The sequence below is a fragment of the Nonomuraea sp. NPDC026600 genome (genome assembly GCF_040638335.1).
Classification (GTDB): domain Bacteria; phylum Actinomycetota; class Actinomycetes; order Streptosporangiales; family Streptosporangiaceae; genus Nonomuraea.
Window position 1 is genome coordinate 36869 of record NZ_JBEZYD010000028.1, and the last position, 21929, is coordinate 58797.

19 protein-coding genes are annotated in these 21929 nt (G+C 71.7%); 10 read left to right on the top strand and 9 right to left on the bottom strand.

The window, feature by feature from the left end; translation table 11 throughout:
• Positions 1-487: hypothetical protein (locus AB0F17_RS44590; protein ID WP_358036189.1), on the top strand; the 487-nt coding region annotated here is incomplete at its 5' end.
• A 92-nt stretch (positions 488-579) separates the two neighbouring features.
• Positions 580-975: a hypothetical protein gene (locus tag AB0F17_RS44595; protein ID WP_358036191.1), complete on the top strand. Its 396-nt coding sequence runs from the start codon at positions 580-582 to the stop codon at positions 973-975.
• A 61-nt stretch (positions 976-1036) separates the two neighbouring features.
• Here AB0F17_RS44595 and AB0F17_RS44600 read toward each other — a convergent pair whose 3' ends face one another.
• The 3 genes from AB0F17_RS44600 to AB0F17_RS44610 form a co-directional block, all read right to left on the bottom strand.
• The gene (locus AB0F17_RS44600) at positions 1037-1387 is read right to left on the bottom strand and encodes a hypothetical protein (RefSeq protein ID WP_358036193.1); all 351 of its coding nucleotides are present in this window, start codon (positions 1385-1387) and stop codon (positions 1037-1039) included.
• A 125-nt stretch (positions 1388-1512) separates the two neighbouring features.
• Entirely contained in the window at positions 1513-4395 is a 2883-nt protein-coding gene (locus AB0F17_RS44605; protein WP_358036195.1) for a hypothetical protein, read from the bottom strand.
• A 93-nt stretch (positions 4396-4488) separates the two neighbouring features.
• Positions 4489-5730 (bottom strand): serine hydrolase domain-containing protein, encoded by a 1242-nt coding sequence (locus AB0F17_RS44610; protein WP_358036456.1) that lies wholly within the window; start codon positions 5728-5730, stop codon positions 4489-4491.
• Positions 5731-5962: 232 nt separating this feature from the next.
• Here AB0F17_RS44610 and AB0F17_RS44615 point away from each other — a divergent pair, with 232 nt between their 5' ends.
• Complete coding sequence (locus AB0F17_RS44615) at positions 5963-6682, top strand: hypothetical protein (RefSeq protein WP_358036197.1); 720 nt, start codon at positions 5963-5965, stop codon at positions 6680-6682.
• 48 nt (positions 6683-6730) lie between these two features.
• Here AB0F17_RS44615 and AB0F17_RS44620 read toward each other — a convergent pair whose 3' ends face one another.
• Complete coding sequence (locus AB0F17_RS44620) at positions 6731-7585, bottom strand: alpha/beta hydrolase (RefSeq protein ID WP_358036199.1); 855 nt, start codon at positions 7583-7585, stop codon at positions 6731-6733.
• Positions 7586-7594: 9 nt separating this feature from the next.
• Positions 7595-11008 carry a serine/threonine-protein kinase gene (locus tag AB0F17_RS44625; protein ID WP_358036201.1) on the bottom strand — a complete coding sequence of 1138 codons (3414 nt, stop codon included), beginning with the start codon at positions 11006-11008 and terminating at the stop codon, positions 7595-7597.
• Positions 11009-11064: 56 nt separating this feature from the next.
• Here AB0F17_RS44625 and AB0F17_RS44630 point away from each other — a divergent pair, with 56 nt between their 5' ends.
• Both AB0F17_RS44630 and AB0F17_RS44635 read left to right on the top strand, forming a co-directional pair.
• Entirely contained in the window at positions 11065-11766 is a 702-nt protein-coding gene (locus AB0F17_RS44630; RefSeq protein WP_358036203.1) for a type 1 glutamine amidotransferase, read from the top strand.
• A gap of 99 nt (positions 11767-11865) precedes the next feature.
• Positions 11866-12753 (top strand): hypothetical protein, encoded by an 888-nt coding sequence (locus tag AB0F17_RS44635; RefSeq protein ID WP_358036205.1) that lies wholly within the window; start codon positions 11866-11868, stop codon positions 12751-12753.
• Positions 12754-12821: 68 nt separating this feature from the next.
• Here the strand turns inward: AB0F17_RS44635 and AB0F17_RS44640 are convergent, their stop codons facing one another.
• Positions 12822-13343 (bottom strand): HXXEE domain-containing protein, encoded by a 522-nt coding sequence (locus AB0F17_RS44640; protein WP_358036207.1) that lies wholly within the window; start codon positions 13341-13343, stop codon positions 12822-12824.
• Between the two features lie 79 nt (positions 13344-13422).
• Here AB0F17_RS44640 and AB0F17_RS44645 point away from each other — a divergent pair, with 79 nt between their 5' ends.
• The 5 genes from AB0F17_RS44645 (at position 13423) to AB0F17_RS44665 (ending at position 19158) form a co-directional block, all read left to right on the top strand.
• Positions 13423-16362: a bifunctional [glutamine synthetase] adenylyltransferase/[glutamine synthetase]-adenylyl-L-tyrosine phosphorylase gene (locus AB0F17_RS44645; protein WP_358036209.1), complete on the top strand. Its 2940-nt coding sequence runs from the start codon at positions 13423-13425 to the stop codon at positions 16360-16362.
• Between the two features lie 76 nt (positions 16363-16438).
• Complete coding sequence (locus tag AB0F17_RS44650) at positions 16439-17473, top strand: hypothetical protein (protein ID WP_358036211.1); 1035 nt, start codon at positions 16439-16441, stop codon at positions 17471-17473.
• A 21-nt stretch (positions 17474-17494) separates the two neighbouring features.
• Entirely contained in the window at positions 17495-18031 is a 537-nt protein-coding gene (locus AB0F17_RS44655) for a GNAT family N-acetyltransferase (protein ID WP_358036213.1), read from the top strand.
• A 184-nt stretch (positions 18032-18215) separates the two neighbouring features.
• Positions 18216-18791: a TetR/AcrR family transcriptional regulator gene (locus tag AB0F17_RS44660; RefSeq protein ID WP_358036215.1), complete on the top strand. Its 576-nt coding sequence runs from the start codon at positions 18216-18218 to the stop codon at positions 18789-18791.
• A gap of 10 nt (positions 18792-18801) precedes the next feature.
• Positions 18802-19158 (top strand): hypothetical protein, encoded by a 357-nt coding sequence (locus AB0F17_RS44665; RefSeq protein ID WP_358036217.1) that lies wholly within the window; start codon positions 18802-18804, stop codon positions 19156-19158.
• Between the two features lie 111 nt (positions 19159-19269).
• Here AB0F17_RS44665 and AB0F17_RS44670 read toward each other — a convergent pair whose 3' ends face one another.
• From AB0F17_RS44670 to AB0F17_RS44680, 3 genes are all read right to left on the bottom strand, one after another.
• On the bottom strand, positions 19270-19548 hold the full coding sequence (locus AB0F17_RS44670) for a hypothetical protein (RefSeq protein ID WP_358036219.1): 279 nt from the start codon (positions 19546-19548) through the stop codon (positions 19270-19272).
• Between the two features lie 300 nt (positions 19549-19848).
• Positions 19849-21189 carry an ATP-binding protein gene (locus tag AB0F17_RS44675; RefSeq protein WP_358036221.1) on the bottom strand — a complete coding sequence of 447 codons (1341 nt, stop codon included), beginning with the start codon at positions 21187-21189 and terminating at the stop codon, positions 19849-19851.
• Positions 21186-21869, bottom strand: coding sequence for a response regulator transcription factor (locus AB0F17_RS44680; RefSeq protein WP_358036223.1), 684 nt, complete (start codon positions 21867-21869; stop codon positions 21186-21188). The genes AB0F17_RS44675 and AB0F17_RS44680 overlap by 4 nt, the downstream gene beginning before the upstream one ends.
• Positions 21870-21929 lie beyond the last annotated feature (60 nt).

Consider the following 21929-nt stretch of genomic DNA (forward strand, 5'->3'; position numbering starts at 1 on the left):
CCCGCTTCTGCTCGCGATGCTGATGCGTCGCCGTGGGGAGGGCGAGGAGGAGAGTGGTCTCGACCACCCGCTCCTGCTCGCGATGCTGATGCGTCGGCGCAGGGGAGGCGAGGAGAGCGGCATCATGCACCCGCTTCTGCTCGCGATGCTGATGCGTCGCCGTGGGGAGGGCGAGGAGGAGAGTGGTCTCGACCACCCGCTCCTGCTCGCGATGCTGATGCGTCGCCGTAGGGGAGGCGAGGAGAGCGGCATCATGCACCCGCTTCTGCTCGCGATGCTGATGCGTCGCCGTGGGGAGGGCGAGGAGGAGAGTGGTCTCGACCACCCGCTCCTGCTCGCCATGCTGATGCGTCGCCGTAGGGGAGGCGAGGAAAGCGGTATCAATCACCCGCTCCTGCTCTCCATGCTGATGCGCCGCCGCGGGGAAGGTGAAGAGGAGGGCGGCATCGACCACCCGCTCCTGCTGGCCGCCCTCGCGAACCGGTAGTGGCGACTCCCGATCCACGGCAAAAGGAGTCCCTCAGCTCGCGCGAATCGACAGCTGGGGGACAGATCACATCGACCGCAGAGGAGCAACTCATGGCGTCAGAGGAAGCCGCCGATCCGACAGGGCATGACCCGGTGGAGTCGCTGATCGACGACGTCATTCGCGACATCCTCAACGAGGCCGGCCAGTCCACCAAGGGTCTTGCCCGCGGCGGGGACTCCATGGCCACCCTGATCGAAACAGCCCTCACGTCGGCACCGCGCGCGATGCTGAAGTCCTCGGCCATCGAAAGGCTCCTGCTCGCGCAGGTGCTGGCCTCCGCTCTGGCCGATGCCCTCGCGCCCGCGCTGGCAGAGGCGCTGACTCCCGAGATCATGAAGGTCCTGGACCAGTCCACCGCCCACGCCACCAAGGCCGGTGGTACGAAGGCCGCGAGGACGACCACCGCCACCACAGCCAGGGGAAGCAGCACCAGAAAGAAGACGTGAGACGTATTGGGTTGTGGGCACCGGACAACTGGTGCCCACGACTACGTTTTCAACGCGGCGATCATTGGAACGCGTAGCACTCCACCTCGGCCCGGCGGAATGACAGGTGCTTGGCCACGGAGTCCCGTACGCAGGCGCGTTCGCTGCTGCTCAGCTGCAACGTGCCGCACACGGTCACGCTGGAATAGGTCCGGCAGTCCAGCATGGGGTCACGCCGCCCCACGCGGTAGTTCGTCCTGACCGCAGTGCGGCACCTCAACCGTGCGTGCGAGGTGCTGGCGTACCTGCATTGACCGATCAGGACCTCATATTGGGACCTGCTCACCTCGTGCCGGTCGCTGCCGTCCCACGTGTGGACCATGCCGAGCATGGGAATCAGCGACAACCCGGCGGCGGCGATGATGATTTTCATGGCTTCCCTCCAACACACGTGAAGTACTGGCGGGGAGAAGTCGTAGTCCACATCAGCTACCCCTGTCAGGATACTTCAGTCGCAGGTCGTGGCCTTGTGGTGGCTGGCTGTCGCGGGCCGGGTCCTCAGGCCCTGAGGCCGGTTCTGCGGGTGTTCCTGGCGGCTCGGTTCCACAGGGCGGGCCAGCCGCCGTGGCCGAGCCACGTGGGTGGGACGCGCAGGCCGCCGGTGGCGACGCGGTCCCAGAAAGTGGTGAGGTCGGCACCCAGTTCGGCGGCGGCCGGGAGCGCACGGTGCCAGGGGCCGTTCTCGTCGGAGAGGGTGGACGCGGGGAAACCCGGCACGCCGGTGTGGGCGGGCTCGGTGACCGGGACCGTTTCGAGTGGCCAGATCGTGGTGGCGATGACGAGGGCGCAGAGGATGTCGGTGTCCGCGCCCCGGCCGATGGCCTGGGCGAGCACCGGGTCGGCCGCGCGCGCGAGCCGGCCGATGGCCGCCCTGATCCTGCGTACGACCAACTCCGCCGTCCGTGCGGGAGCGATCGCCCGGTGCCGGGCCAGCCCGCGCAGCGATCCGGGCAGCGGCGCGTCCACCAGCAGCAGGCCGAGCTGGTCGTAGCGGTCGCGGAGCCCGGGATCCAACTGCTCGATCGCGCCGGCCAGCGGACGCACCCGCGTCGCCGCCCACAGCTCGCCCAGCCGGACCGCCGCCGACCCGGGCGAAGCCGTCCCCGCTGACGTCGGCCGGGCTGAACCCGTCCCCGATGGTGTCGGCCCGGTTGAGGTCTGTCCGATCGGGGCCAGCGCGGTGCGGCAGGCCTCAGTCAGTCGGCCGGGACGCATCCTCCGCAACGCGACCAGCACCTCACCGCTCGGGCCACCACCACCACTGCCGCCGACGGCGCCGTCCAGCGACTCCAGTACGCGGATCGCCCCCGCGGCCGACGGGGTGGCCATCGCCTGCGCGGCCAGGGCCGCCAGCGGTTCGGCCAGATCGAGGAAGGCCTGGTTCCGTGGGCGCCTGGCGGGCAGCCGTTCGCCGGGTATCCGGGGTGCGGGGGTCTGCTCCGGCAGGGCCGGCGGCGCGATCCCGGCCACGAACCGCAGCACCTGCTCGCCCACTCCGGGCTCCGGTTCGGTGTTGAACCTGGCCTTCATCTCGGTCACATGCCAGCGCCGTGTCGCCAGCCGCAGCTCCACGTTGACGGCGATGACGCCGTCGCGGTCGCGCAGCGCCAGCAGCCCGCACTTCCCGGCCGTCGCGTCCGCCACATAGATGGGGGAGGCGATGCAGTTGCCCATGTACGACGACCATTCGGCGAGCGTCCGCGGGCCGCGCGCCAGCTCGACGCGGAGCCCGGTGCCGGGGACCTCCTGGCCGTCCACCGCGGTCAGCGGCTCCGGCACCTGGAAGGCCCCGGTCAGCGCCTGCGCGAGGTCCACGTCGCCGATGAGCCCGTCGACCAGCTCCTTCCAGGTACGGCAGCGCCGCTGCGCCCGCGCGCCCAGCGAGACCAGTTGCGCCGCACCCGCCACCGCCAGCGGCAGCGAGTCGAGGCGCGGGTCCAGCGGGACGGGCTCGCCGGGCGGCGGGTCGACGGTGACATCCGGCGCCTCCGGGCCGACATGGACGACGATGGCGGCGTCGTGGCCGTGCAGGCGGGCGACCGCGTCGGCGAGCTCGCCGTACCAGAGCAGGTCACCGGCCTCTTCCACCACGTACGGCACCGCGTCCGGCTGCGCCGCCAGCCGTCGCGCGAGCGGCTCCTGCTGACCGGCGACCGGGATCTGCTCCCAGTATTGCGGGGGCCTGGTGGCGGTGTAGCCGACCGCTTCGCGCCACCTGCGCAGGTCGGTGCTCGCCCATGGCCCCAGTCGGTCGCCGGCGGCTGCCAGCAGCTCGGGGACGGCCTCGAGGACGACGAGCCCGTACTCGCGGGCTCTGGCCAGCCGCTGCCTGACGTACGGCTCGGGCGGATCAGCCCTTCTCGCCAGGTCGCGGACGTAACAGCCGGGCCGGGCGGGCAGGCCGCACAGTCCGGGGACCCGGCGGGAGGCCCGGCCCGCCGCCTGGTCGTCGAGCCGGGCGGCGGCGGCCACCAACTGGTCGCGGCAGCCTGCCAGGCCGTCTGTCACGCCGTGCTCGGCCACCGCCACCGCGGTGCGGAGCAGGACGGTCGCGGCCAGCGCGTTGTCGAGCGCCCTGTGCAACACGTGGGCCCAGTGCGGGGTCCAGCGGGCGACGTCGGCGAGTGAGGGGTGCGGGCCCAGCTCCATGCGGACCCGGTCGAGCAGCAGCTCGTCCTCGTGGCTCCGGTAGCGCCGGGTCAGGTCGGGCAGCCGACTCTGGCGGGCCTGGGTGGCCATGAGCCGCTGCTCGCGATGGAGCTCCGCCTGGCGCGCGCCCACCTGGTCCCACAGGTCGAGCAGTAACTCCAGCCGCCTCGGGGCGGGGAAGGGGCTCAGCACGCGAGCCAGGTGGGCGGCCAGGGCGGACGGTGTGACGCGCCCCATCGGGTCCGGTTGCCCGGGAGCGGCGCTCAGCGCGAGGAGGCGTTCGAGCTGTTCGGGCCCGAGCAGGTCGCTGGCCGCCGAGGCGAGCTGGAGCGCGGGCCAGCGTCCGTCGATCGCGGCCTGGCCGGCGGCCGCGGCCACCCGCTTGGTCGTGGCCGGTCCGAACAGGGCGACCAGGATGCCGGTCCGCTCCCCGAACCGGCTCATCCCCGCCGCACCCAGCACCTTGAGCGCCGCCAGAACGGCATCCCGCCGATCGCCCCCGGCTCCGTCGAGCCGCGCGGACCTGAACCCCTGGCTCAGCTCGATCCCGGCCCCGGCGACCACCACGCCGCCCGCCTCGACCAGCCGGGCCAGCTCGGCCGCCGAGCTCCGGGGGTCGCCGTTGGCCGGGCCCACGACCACCGCGGACCCGGGGGAATCGCTCGCGGGACGGCCACGGACGTCCCATACCTCCTGGTCCCGCCCGGACACCACCCCAAAGGCCAATCGCATCACATCCCCATGGTTCTGGCCCAGTACGTGGTGAGGCAACCGGTATTCCGGGGCTGCTGAGCTGACCTCGTTCGAGGGACGCCGCGCGTCAGGTCAGAAGTACTTCGAGGTGAGGTCCGTCGTCGGCCACGTGGTGATCTTGACGGCGTTCATCTGGCCGTCGATCACGTCGAAGTCCGGGGTCCCGGTCTCCTCGCGCCGGTTGAACACCGCCGCGTAGCTCCAGCCGTTCTGCAGCCGCGCCAGGTACGAGAACGTGCCCGGCATCGAGCCGTTGTGCCAGGTGTTGAGGTGCCCGGTCACCTGCCGGACCCACCAGCCGCCGCCGTACCAGGCGCCGGAGGAGTTGACGCCGGTCTCCGGCTTGGCGAACAGCTTGGCGATCGACGCCGAGCTCAGCACCGTGCCCGGCCGGTCGTAGGCGAGCGTCCACCGGACGAGGTCCACGGCCGAGGCCAGCCAGCCGCCGTTGGCGTCCTGGTTGGGCATGTTGAAGCCGCCGTACGGGTACGGCACGACGGTGCCCGACTCGTCCATGACCGACTTGTTGGTGTACTGGGAGTCGTAGATCACCTCGCCCGACGCGGCCTCGGTCCTGAGGCTCTTGCCGAGCCGCATCCGCGTGATGCCCAGAGGGGCGAGCAGCTTCGCCTTGACGTACGTCTGGTACGGCAGGCCCGACACCTTCTCGATGATCCGGCCCAGCAGCATGTAGCCGTAGTTGCTGTAGACCATTTTCGACCCGGGGGCGAAGTCGAGCTGCCGGCCGGTGGCGTACTTGATGATGTCGGCGTGGCTGACCGGCAGCGGCACGTCCAGCGCGGCCGAGATCGTGTGGTCCAGCCAGAGCTGGTCCTGCTTGGAGGTGTCACGGTCCCAGCCGCCCAGGTGCTGCATCAGCCTGAGCACGGTGACCTGGTTCATCCGGGTGTCGGCCGGGGTGAGGCCGAGCAGCGTGGTCACCTTGGCCGAAAGGCTCAGCTTGCCGTCCTGCACCAGCCGCATGATGGCGGCGGAGGTGATGTTCTTGCTCAGGCTGGCGATGCGGAACAGCGACGTCGGCGTCACGGTGGGCAGCGCCTGGGCACCGGTGTTGTAACGATAGCCGCGGGCCAGGACGATCTTTCCGCTCTTCATGACCGCCAACTGGGCGCAGGAGATCTCGCGTTCCTTCACGAAGGTCTTGATCACATTGTCGAACGCGGCCAAGGACGCGGGAGCGGTCCCCGACGTCACCACCACCGGGACGGGCGCGGCGAGCGCCGGCCGAGCCGTCATCGCGGCGGCGGGTACGGCGATGGCCCCCGCCTTGAGCAGACTCCTGCGAGTGAGCATCGTCACTTCTGGCTCCTAGGTAACGTCCGTGCAAAGTAGGCGTCGTATCTTACGGACATGGACCACCCGGCGCAGCCCGGGTTGCCTGGGAAGTTCTGCGCCCCTCTGGGGTGTTATGAGGTGGGACGAAAGCCCCGGAGGGTGTGGGAAACTGATCGTCCGCTAAAATTCGGTCCGTTCCAAAGAGACTTTTCGGATATTTCGCCATATGGGCGATGTTGGAGGGTGTGGCATGACGACGGCTGCCCTGCAGACCGTGTTGACCGTTCCTGAGCGCTTCAGGGGCCCGGCGGGAGTCGCCAACGGCGGCTGGATAGCCGGGACCATGGCGGAGGCGACGGGCGGCCATCGATCAGCGGTCGAGGTCACGCTGCACGCGCCCACCCCTCTGGAGACCGACCTGTGCCTGGAGCACGTCGCCAACACGGTGTACCTCCACGAGGGTGACAGGCTCCTGGTCGAGGCCATCCCGGTGGCCGAGGACCTGACGGCGCCCGAGTTCGTGCCGTTCAACGACGCCGCGCGCGCCGAGGCCGGGTTCCCCGGCTGGCGGGGCCACGCCGTCCCCGAGTGCTTCGCCTGCGGGCTGCGCGAGCCGGGCGACGGGCTGCGGATCTTCCCCGGCCCGGTGGAGGGGACCGACCTGGTGGCCGCTGGGTGGCTGGTGCCGTTCACGGTGGCCGGCGAGGACGGCGTGCCCGCCTCCGTCGTGGGGGCGGCGCTCGACTGCATCACCGGCTGGGCCCACTTCGGGCCCGGCGAGTCGGCGCTGCTCGGGCGGCTGACCGTACAGATCCATCGGCGGCTGTACGCGGGCGGAGCCTACTCCGTCGTGGCCCGCGCGACCGGCCGCGAGGGGCGCAAGCTGTTCGGCGAGAGCGCGATCTACGAGGCGGACGGCACGCTGGTGGCCGCCGCGCGGGCCACCTGGATCGCTCCACGAGAAGCGTAGGAAAGACGTGACGGCCCGGCACGGAATCGTGCCGGGCCGTCCGGCTGTTCAGCGGGATCCGGACGTGAGCCGGTCGGCGACGATCGAGGCGCAGCGGTCGTCGAACATGATCGTGTAGTGGTTGCAGCCAGGGATCACCTCGTCGGCGAGCCCGGGCAGGCGCGCGGTCCACGTGGCCGCCAGCGCGTCGGGCAGCATGCCGATGTCCTGGTCGAGCAGCCCGCGCGGCGCCCTGATCAGCGAGAGCGGCGCCCGGATCGCGGTCAGCGCCGCGCCGATGCGCTCGGACTCGGTGCGCATCCACCGCCCGTCCTCGCGCACCGCCTCACCGGCCACGCGCGAGCGCAGCGCGCCCTCGGTCCCGGTCAGGTCGTAGCGCACGTACGCCTCGGCGTCGGCGTTCCATCCGTGCAGGAAGGCCGGGTGCGCCTTGAAGAAGTCGACGTACGCCTCCGGTGACGGGAACGTCCGGCGCAGCCGCTCCAGGGCCGGTCCCAAGGTGGCCTCCAGGACCGCGTCGGGATCGGCGCCCTCGGGCAGCGGCAGCGGGAGCCCGCCGTCGACCAGCACCACGCGCGCGAACTCGCGTTCGGCACCGGCCAGTGCCGCGACGTAGGCGCCCATGGAGTGCCCGGTCAGCACGGTCTCGGGTCCCGCGCCCACGTGGTCGGCCACGCGCAGCACGTCCTCCGCGTGCCTGGCCAGGCCGTACGGGCCGGGCAGCGCGGCGCTGTGCCCGCGGCCGCGCAGGTCCATCGCCACCAGAGACCAGTCGTCGGGCAGCCACCGCGCCACCGTGGCCCAGGCCATCAGCGAGGCGGTGATCCCGTGCACCGCGATGATCAGGCGCGATCCCGTGCCGAACGTGGCGACCCGCATGCCGTCGACCTCGTCGAGTCTCATAGCCGGATCTTACGGACAAACCTTCTGATACGGCACTCCTGGCACGAAGCTTCGCCACTCGCCGAGGCTCAGCGACCGGCCCGCGCGGGCGCAGATCGCGGCCACCACCTTGCCCGGTTCGACCGGCCGCTCGCGCACGGCCCCTGCCTCGTCCAGGGTGATCACCCCCGAGCCGTCGGCGGTGAACGCCGGGCCGTACAGGTCGCCGCCGTGGTCGCTGTCGCCGAGCGTGCCCAGGTCCGCGCCGCCGGCCAGGTCGACGAGCCGTACCCGGTGGTCGTGCGTGACCAGTGCGACCACGTCCTCGCGGGGTGACCTGGCCGCGACGTCCCCGCCCGCGAGCCGGCCCAGGGCGACCTGGCGTACCCGCTGCCTGGTGGCGGTGTCGTAGACGTTCACGCGACCGCGGGAGTCCACGACCGCCAGCGACCTGCCGTCGTGGGTGAAGACCACGTCGGTGACGGTCGTGCCCTGGCCGGTGCCCCCGAACGGCTTGCCCAGCCGCAGGCCCGACGCCGCGTCGAACAGGTGCTGCTCGCCGGACCCCACCGCCAGCACCTTGCCGTCGGGGGAGAAGTCGGCGTCGTGCACCTCGCCCACCGTGGCCGACCACAACTGGCGCTTCGACTTCCAGTCCCAGACGCTGACCGCGTACCGGGTGGACACGTCCACGTCGCCGTAGCGCAGCCCGGTGACCAGGTTCGTGCCGTCGGGGCTGAAGGTCAGGAAGGAGATCTCGTATTCCGCCAGGTCGCCGTTGGGCGCCGCCTTCGCGAGCGTGCGCCGTGTGCCGGTGTCGAGGACCGTGAACCCGCGGATGCCGCCCACCGCGGCCAGCCGTCCGTCGGGGCTGATCGCCGCGGCGTCCGCCGGGTCGGAATCGGGCCTCTTCAGCACCGGGGCGCCGAGTGGCCCGCGTGGGTCGGCGAGGAAGATCTGGTAGCCGTCCTCGGAGCTCAGGACCTGCCGTGCGCCGGGACCGAACTTCGCCCACGACCACGAGGGCGCCTCCTTCGGCGCGCGCACCGCGAAGTCGCTCAGGTCCGCGGTGAGGACGCGGTCCTCGCTGAGATAGCGCAGCGTGTGGCCGTCGAAGCCGACCTGAGGCAGCGGCACGGAATCATCCTCCGTGCCGCCGGGCAGGGTCAGCGTGGTGAGCAGTTGGTCGTACGCCCGCCAGACCTGGATGTTCTGCCCGGTTACCGAGGCGAGCAGCCGCCCGTCGGCGCTGAAGGTCACCTCACCGCCGTTCCAGCTGTCCACCTCGTTCCCGAGGGTCTCCGCCGGTCCGCCCGCGCGGTCCGTGATCCGCAGTTTTCCGCCCACGGGCCGCACCACCGACTTGCCGTCGGGTGAGACGACCGGGCGCACGGAGAGGGGGCCCTTCGTCCGGGTATCGGACCGCAGGTCCCAGGTGTATTCGTGCTGCTCGAGGCGGATCAGCGCGTACCGGTCGGCCGTCCCGTACCGGACGCCGACCGATGCGCCCGTGTCGTCGCCCACGTCATGGCCGAACGTCCACGTCCCGGCGGTCTTGCCGGTGCGCAGGTCCCACACCCGCGCCCGCTTGTTGGTGGCCACCAGCAGGTTCTGGCCGGTGGGGGAGAGGGCGGCGGTCAGGGGCCGCTCGCCCGCGATGCCCAGCCGGCCGATGCCGCCGGTCCGTCTGCCGGTGCGTACGTCCCAGAGCCGCACCGCGTCGCCGCTCACACTGGCCAGCGTCCTGCCGTCGCCGCCCAACACCCGCAGCGCGGCACCGGAGGCGACAGGATCCTTGAACACGGCGACCTCGCGCTGCGCCAGCGAAGCGGTCAGCGCGGCCCTGGTCTGCGGGGTCCGGTCCAGCCGCCAGGCGGCCACACTCAGCAGCATCGCCGCCCTCGGGTCGCTCTTGCGCAGCGTGCCCGCGAACTGCGCCAGCCGCGCCGCCTCCGCCTGGTCGCGCTGCGCGGCGATCCGGTCGGCCCGCTCATCGGCGACCGCGCTCTGCTGGACGGCCAGGCCGGTCGCCAGCAGCGAGATCACCAGCAGGGCCGCCAGGCTGACGGAGACGAGCCTGGTCCGCCTGCTCCGGCGCCTGGACAGATCGGCGCCCGCGTCGAGGAAGTCGCGTTCGGCGGTGGACAGGGTGATGTTACGGCGGGCCGTGGCCGCCCACCGCAGCGCGTTCTCCAGGCTGCTGCCCTGGAACAGGTCGCCGTCCCTGCGCCCGGCCCGATTCCACCGCTGCGCGGCGGTCAGGATCTCCTTGTGCACGGCCAGGCCGTCCCGGTTGGCGTCGACCCAGCGGCGAAAGCGCGGCCAGGCGAGTGGCAGGGCGGGGCGGGCCAGCCAGACCTCCTCGCCTTCCCTGGACAGCAGGTAGCCGAACACCTCCAGGATCCGGGTGACCGACGAGACCTCGGGCAGCGGCCGGCCTTCGACGAGCTCGGCCAGTTGCGCCCGCCGTACCGCGAGGCCGCCCTGCTCGCTCAGCGTGACCAGCCGGAGGAAGACCTCGGGCGCGAGCTCGCGCTCGTCCGCGGCGAGCAGCGCGTACGCCTCCTCGGCCAGGGTGCCCAGCGCGGGATCGTGGGCGGGGACGCCCGCCCGCGCGGCCTCCTTGCCGCCCGCGGCGAGCAGCAGGCCGGTGTCGAGGCCGCCCTCGGCGCTCACCAGGCCCAGCAGCAGCTCGCGAGCGGACGGGCGCTCCAGCGGCTCCTTGCTGAGCGCCGCGGCCACCAGCGGCCGCAGCGTGGTGGGCAGCACGCTCAGGTCGGGTCTGGCCGACAGCACCCGGTGCATGACCGCGCCCAGGTTCTCGGCCTCGAACGGGTCCGTGCCGGTGGCCGCGTAGACCATGACCGCGCCCCAGGCGAACACGTCGGCGGGCGTCCCCGCCCGCTGCCCGCCGAACACCTCGGGCGCCATGTACGTGGGCGTGCCCGTCACCAGGCCCGTCGCGGTGAGCGACATCTCCGCGGTCCGCGCGATGCCGAAGTCGATCACCCGCGGGCCGTCCGGGCCGAGCAGCACGTTGTCGGGTTTCAGGTCGCGGTGGATCACGCCGGCGTCGTGGATGGCGGTCAGCGCGGTGGCCACGGCCGTCGCGAGCCGGTGCAGGTCGCCGCCGCCGAAGCGACGCCCCTCGGTGACGGCCTTGCGCAGGGTGGGGCCCTGGACGTACTCGCTGACGATGTACGGCCTGGGCCCCTCCAGCTTGGCCTCCAGGACGCTCGCGGTGCAGAACCCGGCCACCCGCCGCGCCGCGGCCGCCTCCCTGGCCAGTTGCGCCGGCTGGTCGCCGTACAGCACCTTGATCGCCACGCGGCGGCCGTCCTCGGCGTAGCCCTCGTAGACCACGCCCTGGCCGCCCGCGCCGAGACGCCCGGCCAGCCAGTAGCCGCCCAGCCGCTGAGGGTCTCCGTCGATCAGCTCGTTCACGGGCTGTTTGATGCGCGTGGTGTGACGAAAGTTTTTGGGCGGATAAATTACTCCGTATGCGCATAACGGTCATCGAGCATGAGGCGGACGCGCCGCTCGGCTACTTGGGCGGCTGGCTGGGGCCGGTCTGCGACGTCGTCCGTCCGTACTTGGGCGAGGAGGTCCCCTCGCGGGCCGCCGACGGGCTGATCGTGCTCGGCGGGGAGGCGGCCGCGTGGGAGGACGAGCGCTGCCCGTGGCTGCCCGCCACCCGCGACCTGCTGGCCCGCTCCGTCGAGGAGGGGACGCCCACGCTGGCCATCTGCCTCGGCGCGCAGCTGATGACCCTGGCCTTTGGCGGCACGGTGGAGCGGGGCGGCGCCGGGCTGGAGGTGGGCGCCTGTGAGGTGGTCGCGCTGCCCGCCGCGGCCACCGATCCGCTGTTGTCGGGTGCCGGCACGGCCGTGGCCGTCCAGTACCACCAGGACGTGATGGCCCGGTTGCCCGAGGGAGCGGTGCCGTTGATGACCGGCGCTCAGTACCCGAACCAGGCGTACCGGCTCGGCGAGGCGGCCTGGGCGGTGCAGTTCCACCCGGAGGCCACGCCGGAGATCTTCACCTCGTGGACCACGGCCTCGGGCATCGACTCGGCCCGCGAGCTCAACGCGGCGGTCGTCGCGGCCGAGGAGGCGCTGGTCGCCACCTGGCGGCCGATGGCGGAGGCGTTCGGGCGCGTGATCCTGGATCTTGGCCGGGAGCCGATTCAGGGGATGTACTAGGTCGTTCCCTGACGCGAGCGGCTGCCGGGCGGTCCTACGCTGCCTCATCGATCGAGCTTTATCGATGGAGCTTCAACGATGGAGCAAGGTAGGACGTTCATGAAACGACGCACGGCAGTGCGCGCAGCCCTGGCGGTGTGCGCGACGATCGGTCTGACCTTGGCGGGGCCGGTGGCGGACGCGGCGGCGCGTTCGGCCCCGCCGGTCGTCAGGGTCTCTTCGCAGACCGGTAAGGACTCCGCGAAAGCGAAATCGGCCCGCGCCCGCTGCCCGCACGGCACGCGGGTGATCAGCGGTGGCGCCTCCATCGAGGGAGGTACGGCGGGGCAGGCGCCGAACGCCACCGCCCAGGTGGTGCTCACCCGGCTGGAGCCGGTGGCCCACGGCTCCGGGCACTTCTTCGAGGCCGCCGCGCACGAGGACGGCAACGGCTTCGGCGGCCAGTGGCGCCTGAAGGTGTACGCGGTGTGCGGGAGACTTCCCGGGCTCGTCTACCTCGTGCAGCGAGGGACGCCGGGCTCCCCGCCCAGCGACGCGCAGACCGTCAACTGCCCGGCGGGCAAGGTCGCGCTGGGGACCGGTGGCCGGATCGACGGTGGTGACGGGAAGGTCTTCCTGACGGAGGTCGGCCTCCAGGACGCCTTCACCTTCGCCAACGCCTACGAGGCCGAGGGCGGGTTCGCGGGAAGGTGGCGGGTGACGGCCTTCGCCGTGTGCGGTGACCAGCCGCCGGGCTACGCGGTGGAGATGCCCGCCCAGGTCCAGGGCAACTCCGTCAGCCCCAAGAGCACCCTCGTCGCCTGCCCGAACCCCGCCCAGCGCATCGTGGGAACGGGCGTCGGCAACGGCGGCCAGCAGAACCAGGTCATCCCGATGGCCGTCTTCCCGTCGGCCGCGTTGAACGAGGCGACCACGAGGGCGGCCGAGGACGAGACCGGCCTGGCCGGGCCCTGGGACACGGACCAGTTCCTGGTCTGCGTCGACTGACACGCAGCGCCGGTCACCGGTCGCCCGGCTCCGGGCGGGCTTCCGGTGGCCGCGCGGCGCGCGGTGGGCTACCGGCGGTGGGTGCGGCGTTTGGTGAGCGCGTGGGCGAGTGCGTGGACGCCGCCCAGGACGAGCGGCAGGGCGGCCAGCCCCGCCAGGGCCGACCGGCCGCTCGCCGCCGGCACACCGGACGCCTTGAGCCGCCGCCACGCCCACACCGTGAACGGGATCACCACCACCGGCGCCGTCACCACGCCGGGCGTGTAGCCACGCGCGACCGCCGACTGCGCCAGATGGCCCACCCCATGCAGGCCGAACCCGGCCAGCACCGCCTGGAACACCGGGCTACGCCCTCCGGTGAGCGCCCCCGCCGCCGACGCCCCGGCCATGACACCGCCCATCAGCCCGATCGCCACGTTGACCTGCCGCTGCGACAGCTCCAGCCGCTGCCACGGGACGCGCGGGTAGCGCCGCTCCAGCTCCGGCCGGGCCTCGCGGGTCCAGCGGGCCATCGTGGCCAGCTCCTCCGCGTCGTGCACCGCCCAGGCCGCGAGCAGACCCCACGTCACCGCCGCCGGTACTCCGTCCATCCCAGAACCTCCATCAAATGCAACGCAACGTTGCGTTTAACTTTAGGCTCCAGAACCGGCGGGCTGTCAAGATGGGGGTGTGCCGAGGATCGAGTCCACCGCCGCCCGCCTGGCAAAGCTCGGCTTCGCCGACGGCGCGCGGGCCGCGACCCTGGTACGACAATCGGGGGCCGAGCTGGACGACCTGCTCAAAGGACTGGTAGCCGTGGCCGATCCCGATCTGGCGCTCGCCTCCCTGGCCAGGCTCGCCGAGCGCGAGCCCTCTGTGCTCGACACGCTGCGCGCGGATGAAGACCTTGAGGCCCGGGTGCTCGCGGTGCTCGGCGTGAGCGCCGCCTTGGGGGAGCATCTGGTACGCCATCCCGAGCAGCTCGGGCTGATGGCCGTACCCGAGCTCGGAGACGCGCGGGCGGAGCTGCTGCGCGCGGTCGGCGCCGAGCCGGAGGAGGACGAGCCGCGCGCGTCGGATCCCGACGCGCTGGTGACGCTGCGGGTCGCCTACCGCGGGCGGCTGCTGCACCTGGCCGCGCGGGACCTCACCGGGCAGATCGGACTGCCCGACGTCACCGCCGAGCTGTCCGACCTCGCGGGCGCGGCGCTGGAGGCCGCGCTGGCCATCGCGCGGGCCGAGGTCGACGCGAGTGACGTACGGCTGGCCGTGGTCGGCATGGGCAAGCAGGGCGCCAGGGAGCTCAACTACATCAGCGACGTGGACGTGATCTTCGTGGCCGAGCCGCGCGAGGGCGCCGACGAGACGGCGGCCCTGCGCGGCGCCACCCGGCTGGCCCAGGCCATGATGCGGGCCTGCACCGCGACCACCCCGGAGGGCTCGCTGTGGGAGGTGGACGCCGGGCTGCGGCCGGAAGGCCGGGCGGGGCCGCTGGTACGCACGCTGGGCAGCCATCTGGCCTACTACCGGCGCTGGGCCAAGACCTGGGAGTTCCAGGCGCTGCTCAAGGCGCGGCCGGTGGCGGGCGACCTCGCGCTGGGCGCGGCCTACGTCGAGGCGGTCAACGAGTTCGTCTGGTCGGCGGCGACCCGGGACCACTTCGTCGAGGACGTGCAGGCCATGCGCCGCCGCGTCGAGTCCCACGTACGGGCCGAGGGCGAACGGCAGATCAAGCTGGGCCCCGGCGGGCTGCGTGACATCGAGTTCGCGGTGCAGTTGCTGCAGCTCGTGCACGGGCGGCTCGATCCGCTGCTGCGGCGCAAGGCCACGCTGCCCGCCCTGGCCGCGCTCTCCCGCGGCGGCTACGTGGGGCGTGAGGACTCGCGCGGGCTGGCCGAGGCGTACACGTTCCTGCGCCAGGTGGAGCACCTGCTGCAACTGCACCGGATGCGCCGTACGCACGTCCTGCCGTCGGACCCCGGCGACCTGCGCAGGCTGGGCCGCGCGCTCGGCATGCACGCCGATCCGGTGGGGGAGTTCACCGCCAGGTGGCGGCGCCACGCGAGGGAGGCGCGGCGGCTGCACGAGAAGCTGTTCTACCGGCCGCTGCTGCAGGCGGTGGCCCGGCTGCCCGAGTCGGAGTCCCGGCTGTCCACCACGGCGGCGGCCGCCCGGCTGCAGGCGCTCGGCTACGTCGACCCCAACGGCGCCCTGCGCCACATCGCCGCCCTGACCACGGGCGTCTCGCGGCGGGCGGCGATCCAGCGGACGCTGCTGCCGGTCATGCTCGGCTGGTTCGCCGACGCGCCCGACCCGGACGCGGGGCTGCTCGGGTTCCGCCAGGTGAGCGACAAGCTCGGTGCCACGCCGTGGTATCTACGGCTGCTGCGCGACGAGACGGCCGTGGCGGCGCGGATGGCGCGGGTGCTCGGCACCAGCCGCTACGCGACCGGCCTGCTCATGAACGCGCCCGACGCCGTCGGGCTGCTGGGCTCCGACGAGGGCCTGGCCCCGCGCTCGCCGGACGCGCTGCTGAAGGAGGCGTCGGCGGCCGTGTCGAGGCACGGGTCCGACATGGAGTCGGCGGTGGCCGCCGTGCGTGCGCTGCGGCGCAGGGAGCTGTTCCGTACGGCCGTAGCCGATATCGCCGGACTCATGAGCATCGAGCAGGTGGGGGTGGCGCTGTCGTCGCTGAACGACGTGACCATCCAGGCCGCGCTGGACGTGGCGATCGGCAAGGTCGAGGTCGAGCGGCGGGCGGAGCTGCCGACCAGGTTCGCGGTGATCGCCATGGGACGGCTCGGCGGCATGGAGTCCTCCTACGCCAGCGACGCCGACGTGATGTTCGTGCACACGCCCGTGCCCGGCGCCTCCGAACGCGACGCCACCGACGCCGCCTACGCGGTCGCCAACGAGCTGCGCCGGCTGCTCGCCCTCCCCGCCCCCGACCCGCCGCTGCTCATCGACCCCGACCTGCGCCCCGAGGGCAGGCAGGGCCCGCTCGTCCGCACGCTGGCCTCCTACCGCGCCTACTACGCGCGCTGGTCGTCTCCGTGGGAGGCGCAGGCGCTGCTGCGGGCCCGCTTCTCCGCCGGTGACGCCGCGCTCGGCGCCGAGTTCATCTCCGTGATCGACAAGCTGCGCTACCCGCCTGACGGCCTGCCCGACGACGTCGTACGCGAGATCAGGCGGATCAAGGCCCGCATGGAGGCCGAACGTCTGCCGCGCGGCGCCGACCCCGCCCTGCACACCAAGCTGGGCCCCGGCGGCCTGTCGGACGTGGAGTGGGTGGCGCAGTTGCTGCAGCTCCGCTTCGCGGCCGGGCACCCCGCGCTGCGGACCACCCGTACCTTGGAGGCGCTGCGCGCGGCCGAGGCGGAGGATCTGCTCGCGAGTGCCGACGCGGCCGTGCTGACGGCGGCCTGGCGCTTCGCCTCCCGCATCAGGGACGCGGTCATGCTGGTCAAGGGCCGTCCCGGCGACAGCGTCCCGGCCGACGTCAGGGAGCGCAGGCTCATCGCCCGCATGCTCGGCTACGCTCCCGACGGCTCGGAGGACTTCCTCGACGACTACCGCCGGGTGACCCGCCGCGCCCGCCAGGTGGTCCACCGGGTCTTCTACGACTCCTGACCCCTGCTGTCACAGCTTGGCTACAAGCCGTGCGGCGGTGCCTCGCCGGGTGTATCAAGGCGCGGGGTGATCGATTGTGCTTTCCATTTACGTTGACCTGGCTTTAGGTCTGGTGCTCGCGTTCCTCATGCTTTCGCTGCTGGTGAGCGGGCTGAACGAGGCTTTCGTACGGCTGCTCGGCATCCGCAGCAAGTTCCTGTGGGCCTACCTCCGCGACACCATGGACGGCAGCGACGCCCAGGGAAGGTCCTGGCTGCCCGCCAAGGTGGCGGACGTGTTCGCGTCGCTGCCGTTCGTCCGCGACCCACGGCCGGTCCACAACGACCAGCCGGCCCCGGTCGAGGCGGTACAGGCGCCCGAGCACGAGACCAAGGCTGAAGACGCCATGACGAAACTCCTCTACCAGCGGGTCCAGGAGATCGACCACCCGAAGCGGGGCCGCACCAGCATCGCCAACATCCCGCCGGAACGCTTCGCGGTGGCGCTGATGGAGATGGCGGCGGGTGAGGAGGGCGGCGTCGAAGGGCTGCTGGCCAAGCTCAAGGCGATGGGCAGCCCGCTGCACGGCCATCTCAAGGGCGTGTGGGACTCCGCGCAACGCGACATGGACCGTTTCCGGCAGGGCGTGGAGACCTGGTTCGACGGCGAGATGCAGCGGCTGTCGATGCTCTACAAGCGCTACGTCAAGTGGGTCGTCGCCCTGCTCGGCATCGTGGTGGTGCTGCTGTTCACGATGGACGGCTTCGAATACGGCAAGACCCTGCTGCGCGACAACGCCTTCCGCGCCTCGGTCACGGCCGTGTCCGAGGCGGGGCCCGACGCCTACAGCGAGCTCAAGGAGCAGTGCGCGCAGTCGAACCCGGTGCCGTGCATCACCGACACGCTGAGCCAGCCCGCGCTGGTCAAGGTGTTCGACCACGCGATCGTCAACGTCGTGATCCCGGCCGAGGGCGACCCGAGCGTCAACTGGAACGGCGGCATGTGGTGGGACCGCCTCACCACGCTCAGCCACTGGCCCGGCTATCTGCTGACGTTCGTGGCGCTGTTGTTCGGCGCGTCGTTCTGGTGGGACCTGCTGCGCCGTCTCACAGGCATCCGCGGTCGCCGTTAGATCTGGGTTAGTGTTGATCGGATGGAGACAGAACGGCTCATCATGCGCAGATGGCGCGACGAAGACAGGGACCCGTTCGCGGCGATGAACGCCGACGCCGAGGTGATGGAGCACTTCCCGGCCCTGCTGAGCAGGGAGCAGAGCGACGGCTTCGTCGACCGGATCGAGGAGGGCTTCGAGGCCCACGGTTACGGGCTCTGGGCGCTGGAGGTGCGCGAGAGCGGCCAGTTCATCGGGTTCACCGGGCTGGTCCTGCAGACGTTCGAGGCGCCGTTCACGCCGGCCGTCGAGGTCGGCTGGCGGCTGGCGAAGGCGGCGTGGGGGCACGGGTACGCGATCGAGGCGGCCAGGCAGGCCGTGCGGTACGGGTTCGACGAGGCGGGACTGGACGAGATCATCTCCATGACGACTGTGCGGAACACCCGCTCGCGCAAGGTCATGGAACGCCTGGACATGACCCGCGACATAGCCGACGACTTCTATTTCCCGGGCATCGCGGAGGACAACCCGCTCCGCCCGCACGTCCTGTACCGGCTCAAGCGCGGCCAGGCGATTTAGCGCGGTGGAGCAGTCGCAGACCATGAGCACCATGGCAACCGGCAACCGCTTCACGGCGTCCAGGATCACCGCACACTAGGACGAACCACGTAAATCCCGCAGGCCCGGGTGGTGGGCAACCTGCGCGCATTATTTAGGAATGATTGTTCTTGACCATTCGTTCCTAAACGCGTATGGTCGTCTCATGGGACGACCGAGAGGGTTCGACGAAACCGAGGTGATCCGGGCGGCGGCGGCGCTGTTCGCGGACCGGGCCTACGACGGTGTCTCCGTCGACGACCTGGTCACCCACCTCGGCGTGCACCGCAACAGCCTGTACAAGACCTTCGGCAGCAAGCGGGGCCTGTACCTGGCCGCACTGCGATGGCACGTGAAGCACCAGGTGCACCCGCTGGTCTCCGCGGTCGGCGCGGCCGGTGACCTCGCCGAGGCGGTGCGCGGCACACTGGCCGCACCCGACGACGGAGGCGCACTGGACCTGCTGCTGATGGCGGCGGCCGAACGAGCCCCCGTGGATCAGGAGGTCCGCGCCGAGGTCGGCGCCGCCTTGGACGCTCTCGACCAGGCCATCGGCACCGCCCTGACCGGCGCCTCACCCGACCGCGCCGACGCGCCGGCGCTGGCCGGGGCACTCACCGCGGCGCTGATCGGGCTCCGGCTACGCGCCAGAGCCACCACCGCCGCCACCGAATCCGACCGGGCGGCGGCGGCTCTGGCACAGCGCCTCGCCCCTCACCCACCATCTGAAAACCAGGAATAAGGAGTACGACATGGCACACCTGCACATCGACGGCGACACGCTGGTCGTGGAGATCGAAGGACTCGACAAGCTCTGGGCGCTGAAGAGCAGCCTGACGATCCCGCTGGCCAACATCCGCGGCGCGACCGCCGACCCCGGCATGATCAAAAGCCCCAAGGGCATCCGCGCGCCGGGTGCCCACATTCCCGGGGTGATCACCGCCGGCACCTTCCACCTCGACGGCGAACGCGTCTTCTGGGACGTCCACGACGCGGCGAAAGCCGTCGTCATCGAACTCGCCGACGAACGCTACGCCCGCCTGGTCATCCAGGTGGACGACCCCCGCGCCACCGTCGACCTGGTGGAGAGCCACATCACCCGCGCATGAGCCGCCCGCCGCCAACCGTCCGGCATGCCCGGGATCGCGCAGCTCAGGCGAGTTCGGCATCGCACGTGGAACGGCCCGGAAGGCGGAGGATCCGGGAGCTGTCCTGCGCGGCTACTGGGCGGCTGTGCCATCGCGCGCCTCGATCAGCGCGGCCATGAATCCCTGGAAACGCGCGAACTGCTGCTGATCCATCTTCAGCGGCACCCCGTTGGTGATCCGGTCGTCGTACCTGGTGCCGATCGTGACCTTGAAGCCGTCACCGTGTGGTTTCGCGTCCACTCCGAGGAACGCCACGTGGTATCGCTTGGCTTCCGCCAGACGGTGGAAGACGTCTAAGGTCCTGCCGTCGTGCACCAGGATGTACTCGCCGATCGCGAACTCCGCTGCCATGGCTTCCCGTTCATGCCGCTTGATGTGCCGGGTGTCAGGGTCATCCCGGGGCACACGTCATGAAGGGAGACTCTTCTCCATTACACCGCAGATAGCTGACGCCGACCCACGCGGGACTCTGTACCTCCGACGGCGATCACCACCGCCGACAAGCCCGGGTTCTCACCTCCGACCCGGACGACCTGGAAAAGCTCCTCGGGCCGCGCGGCGTCGGAAACTCCAAGGTCAAGGTCGTTCCAGTCTGACCCACTGCGCCGAGTTCGCGGAGACCTGCGCAGGGTCCCGGCGGGAAGTCAGTGCTCAGGGGTCCCCACTCGTTCTCATGGTGAAGCCGACGACGGCTCCGCCTTCCGGGCGGAGCGTGGCGAAGGCGGTGCCGCCATGGCGGAGCGCGACCTCCTTGACGATGGCCAGGCCCAGGCCCGAGCCGGGCAGACCGCGGGTGGCGACGGCCCGGTAGAAGCGGTCGAAGACGCGTTCCAGGTCGTGCTCGGCGATGCCCGGACCCCGGTCGCGGACCTCGATCCTGTCGCCTTGCGCGACCAGCTCGATCGGTGCGGTGCCGACCGGGTCGAACTTGACGGCGTTGTCCAGCAGGTTGGAGATGGCGCGCTGGAGAGCCGCCGGGCGCGCCGTGACCACGGCCGGAGTGGCACGTACGCGGATCTCCCGCCCGCTGCGCCGCCTGGACATGGCCGCGGCCTCCTCGGCGAGTTCGGCGAGCTGGACCTCGACCGGTTCCTCGTCCTCGCGCTCGTCGACTGCCAGCTGCACCAGCTCGTCGACCAGGTGGGTCAGCTCGCGCGCCTCCTGAGCCAGGTCCCGCAAGAGAGAGTCTCGCTCTTGAGGCGGCAGTTCAGTGACGCGGTGCAGGACCGAGATGTTGGTACGCAGGCTCGTGAGCGGCGTGCGCAGCTCGTGCCCCGCGTCCTGGACCAGGCGCTGCTGGTCGTGCTTGGAGCGGGCCAGGCGGGCGAGCATACCGTCGAAGGAGCGGCCGAGCCGGCCGATCTCGTCCTGCCCGGTGACCGGCACGAGCACGTCCAGCCTGCCGGTGGAGGCGACCTGCTCGGCGACGGCGGTCAACCGGATCAGGCGGCCGGTGCTCCTGCGCGCCAGCCACCATCCCGCGGCCGCCGCGATGACGACGACGGCCCCGGCCAGCAGCATGACGCGCCGCCCCAACTGCGCCAGGAGGTCGTCGGTGTCGCTGAGCCGCTGGGTGATCCTGACGGCGCCCCGGCCGTCGCCGAGCGGCATGGTCGCGGTGCGATAGCGGACGCCGCCGATGGTCACCTCTCCCGCGACGCCCTGCCCGGGCGGCCGATCGGCGCCCGGCCTGCCCGAGAGGAGGGGGACAGCGTGGGGGCCCAGGATCTGGATGCTGATCCGGGAGGCCCGGAACAGCCCGGGCAGGAGGTTCTGGCCGCGGTCGTCGGTGGTGAAGTCCTCGGCCGCGAAGCGGCCCTGCCGTACCTGGATCCACAGGTCGTTGCGGATCGCCGCGAAGACGGCCGCCTCGTCGGCGCGCACCATGCCGGCGGCGGTGGCGTAGCTCAGCCCGCCGACGAGCACTGTGACCAGTGCGCCCATGGCGGCGAAGGCGAGTGCCAGAGTGGTGCGCAGGCTGCGGCGGCTCATGGCCGTCTCAAGGTGTAGCCGACGCCGCGCACGGTGTGGATCAGCGGCGGCTGCCCGGGCGGGTCGAGCTTGCGGCGCAGGTAGCCGACGTACACGGTGAGGTTCTTGGCCCCGGGCCCGAAGTCATAGCCCCAGATGCGCTCGTAAATCGTGGCGTGGCCGAGCACGATGCCCTGGTTGCGGGCCAGCAGTTCGAGCAGGTCGAACTCGGTGCGGGTGAGGGCGAGCTCACGCGGGCCGCGCCAGGCGCGCCGGGCGGCTGGGTCCAGGCGCAGGTCGGCGAGCTGGATGACGGCGCCGTCCGCCTTGCCGTGCCCGGCGCGGCGCAGCAGCGCGCGCAGGCGGGCGAACAGCTCCAGCGGCTCGAACGGCTTGGGCAGGTAGTCGTCCGCGCCGGCGTCCAGACCGGCGATCCGGTCGGAGGTCTCGACCCGGGCGGTGAGCATCAGGATCGGCGTCTGGTCGCCTTCGGCGCGCAGCACCCGGCAGACGCCGAGCCCGTCGACGTCCGGCATCATCACATCCAGCACCAGTACGTCGGGGCGCCGGTCGTGCGCCGCGGCCAGCGCCTGGACGCCGTCGGCCACGGCGATCACGTCGTACCCCTCCAGGTGCAGGGCCCGGACCAGCGAGTCCCGGATGGGCCGGTCGTCCTCGGCGAGCAGCACGGTGTAAGTCACTCGCGAATTGTGCCAATGACGATAGGTATGTCGGCGTTTTCTTACCTTCTTCTTGCCTCG

Bases quoted from the DNA above. Each gene is read 5' to 3' on its own strand.
- AB0F17_RS44675 (WP_358036221.1), bottom strand. From the start codon at position 21,189: ATGAGCCGCCGCAGCCTGCGCACCACTCTGGCACTCGCCTTCGCCGCC.
- AB0F17_RS44665 (WP_358036217.1), top strand. From the start codon at position 18,802: ATGGCACACCTGCACATCGACGGCGACACGCTGGTCGTGGAGATCGAA.
- AB0F17_RS44655 (WP_358036213.1), top strand. From the start codon at position 17,495: ATGGAGACAGAACGGCTCATCATGCGCAGATGGCGCGACGAAGACAGG.
- AB0F17_RS44660 (WP_358036215.1), top strand. From the start codon at position 18,216: ATGGGACGACCGAGAGGGTTCGACGAAACCGAGGTGATCCGGGCGGCG.
- AB0F17_RS44640 (WP_358036207.1), bottom strand. From the start codon at position 13,343: ATGGACGGAGTACCGGCGGCGGTGACGTGGGGTCTGCTCGCGGCCTGG.
- AB0F17_RS44605 (WP_358036195.1), bottom strand. From the start codon at position 4,395: ATGCGATTGGCCTTTGGGGTGGTGTCCGGGCGGGACCAGGAGGTATGG.
- AB0F17_RS44635 (WP_358036205.1), top strand. From the start codon at position 11,866: ATGAAACGACGCACGGCAGTGCGCGCAGCCCTGGCGGTGTGCGCGACG.
- AB0F17_RS44610 (WP_358036456.1), bottom strand. From the start codon at position 5,730: ATGCTCACTCGCAGGAGTCTGCTCAAGGCGGGGGCCATCGCCGTACCC.
- AB0F17_RS44670 (WP_358036219.1), bottom strand. From the start codon at position 19,548: ATGGCAGCGGAGTTCGCGATCGGCGAGTACATCCTGGTGCACGACGGC.
- AB0F17_RS44600 (WP_358036193.1), bottom strand. From the start codon at position 1,387: ATGAAAATCATCATCGCCGCCGCCGGGTTGTCGCTGATTCCCATGCTC.
- AB0F17_RS44620 (WP_358036199.1), bottom strand. From the start codon at position 7,585: ATGAGACTCGACGAGGTCGACGGCATGCGGGTCGCCACGTTCGGCACG.
- AB0F17_RS44595 (WP_358036191.1), top strand. From the start codon at position 580: ATGGCGTCAGAGGAAGCCGCCGATCCGACAGGGCATGACCCGGTGGAG.
- AB0F17_RS44615 (WP_358036197.1), top strand. From the start codon at position 5,963: ATGACGACGGCTGCCCTGCAGACCGTGTTGACCGTTCCTGAGCGCTTC.
- AB0F17_RS44630 (WP_358036203.1), top strand. From the start codon at position 11,065: ATGCGCATAACGGTCATCGAGCATGAGGCGGACGCGCCGCTCGGCTAC.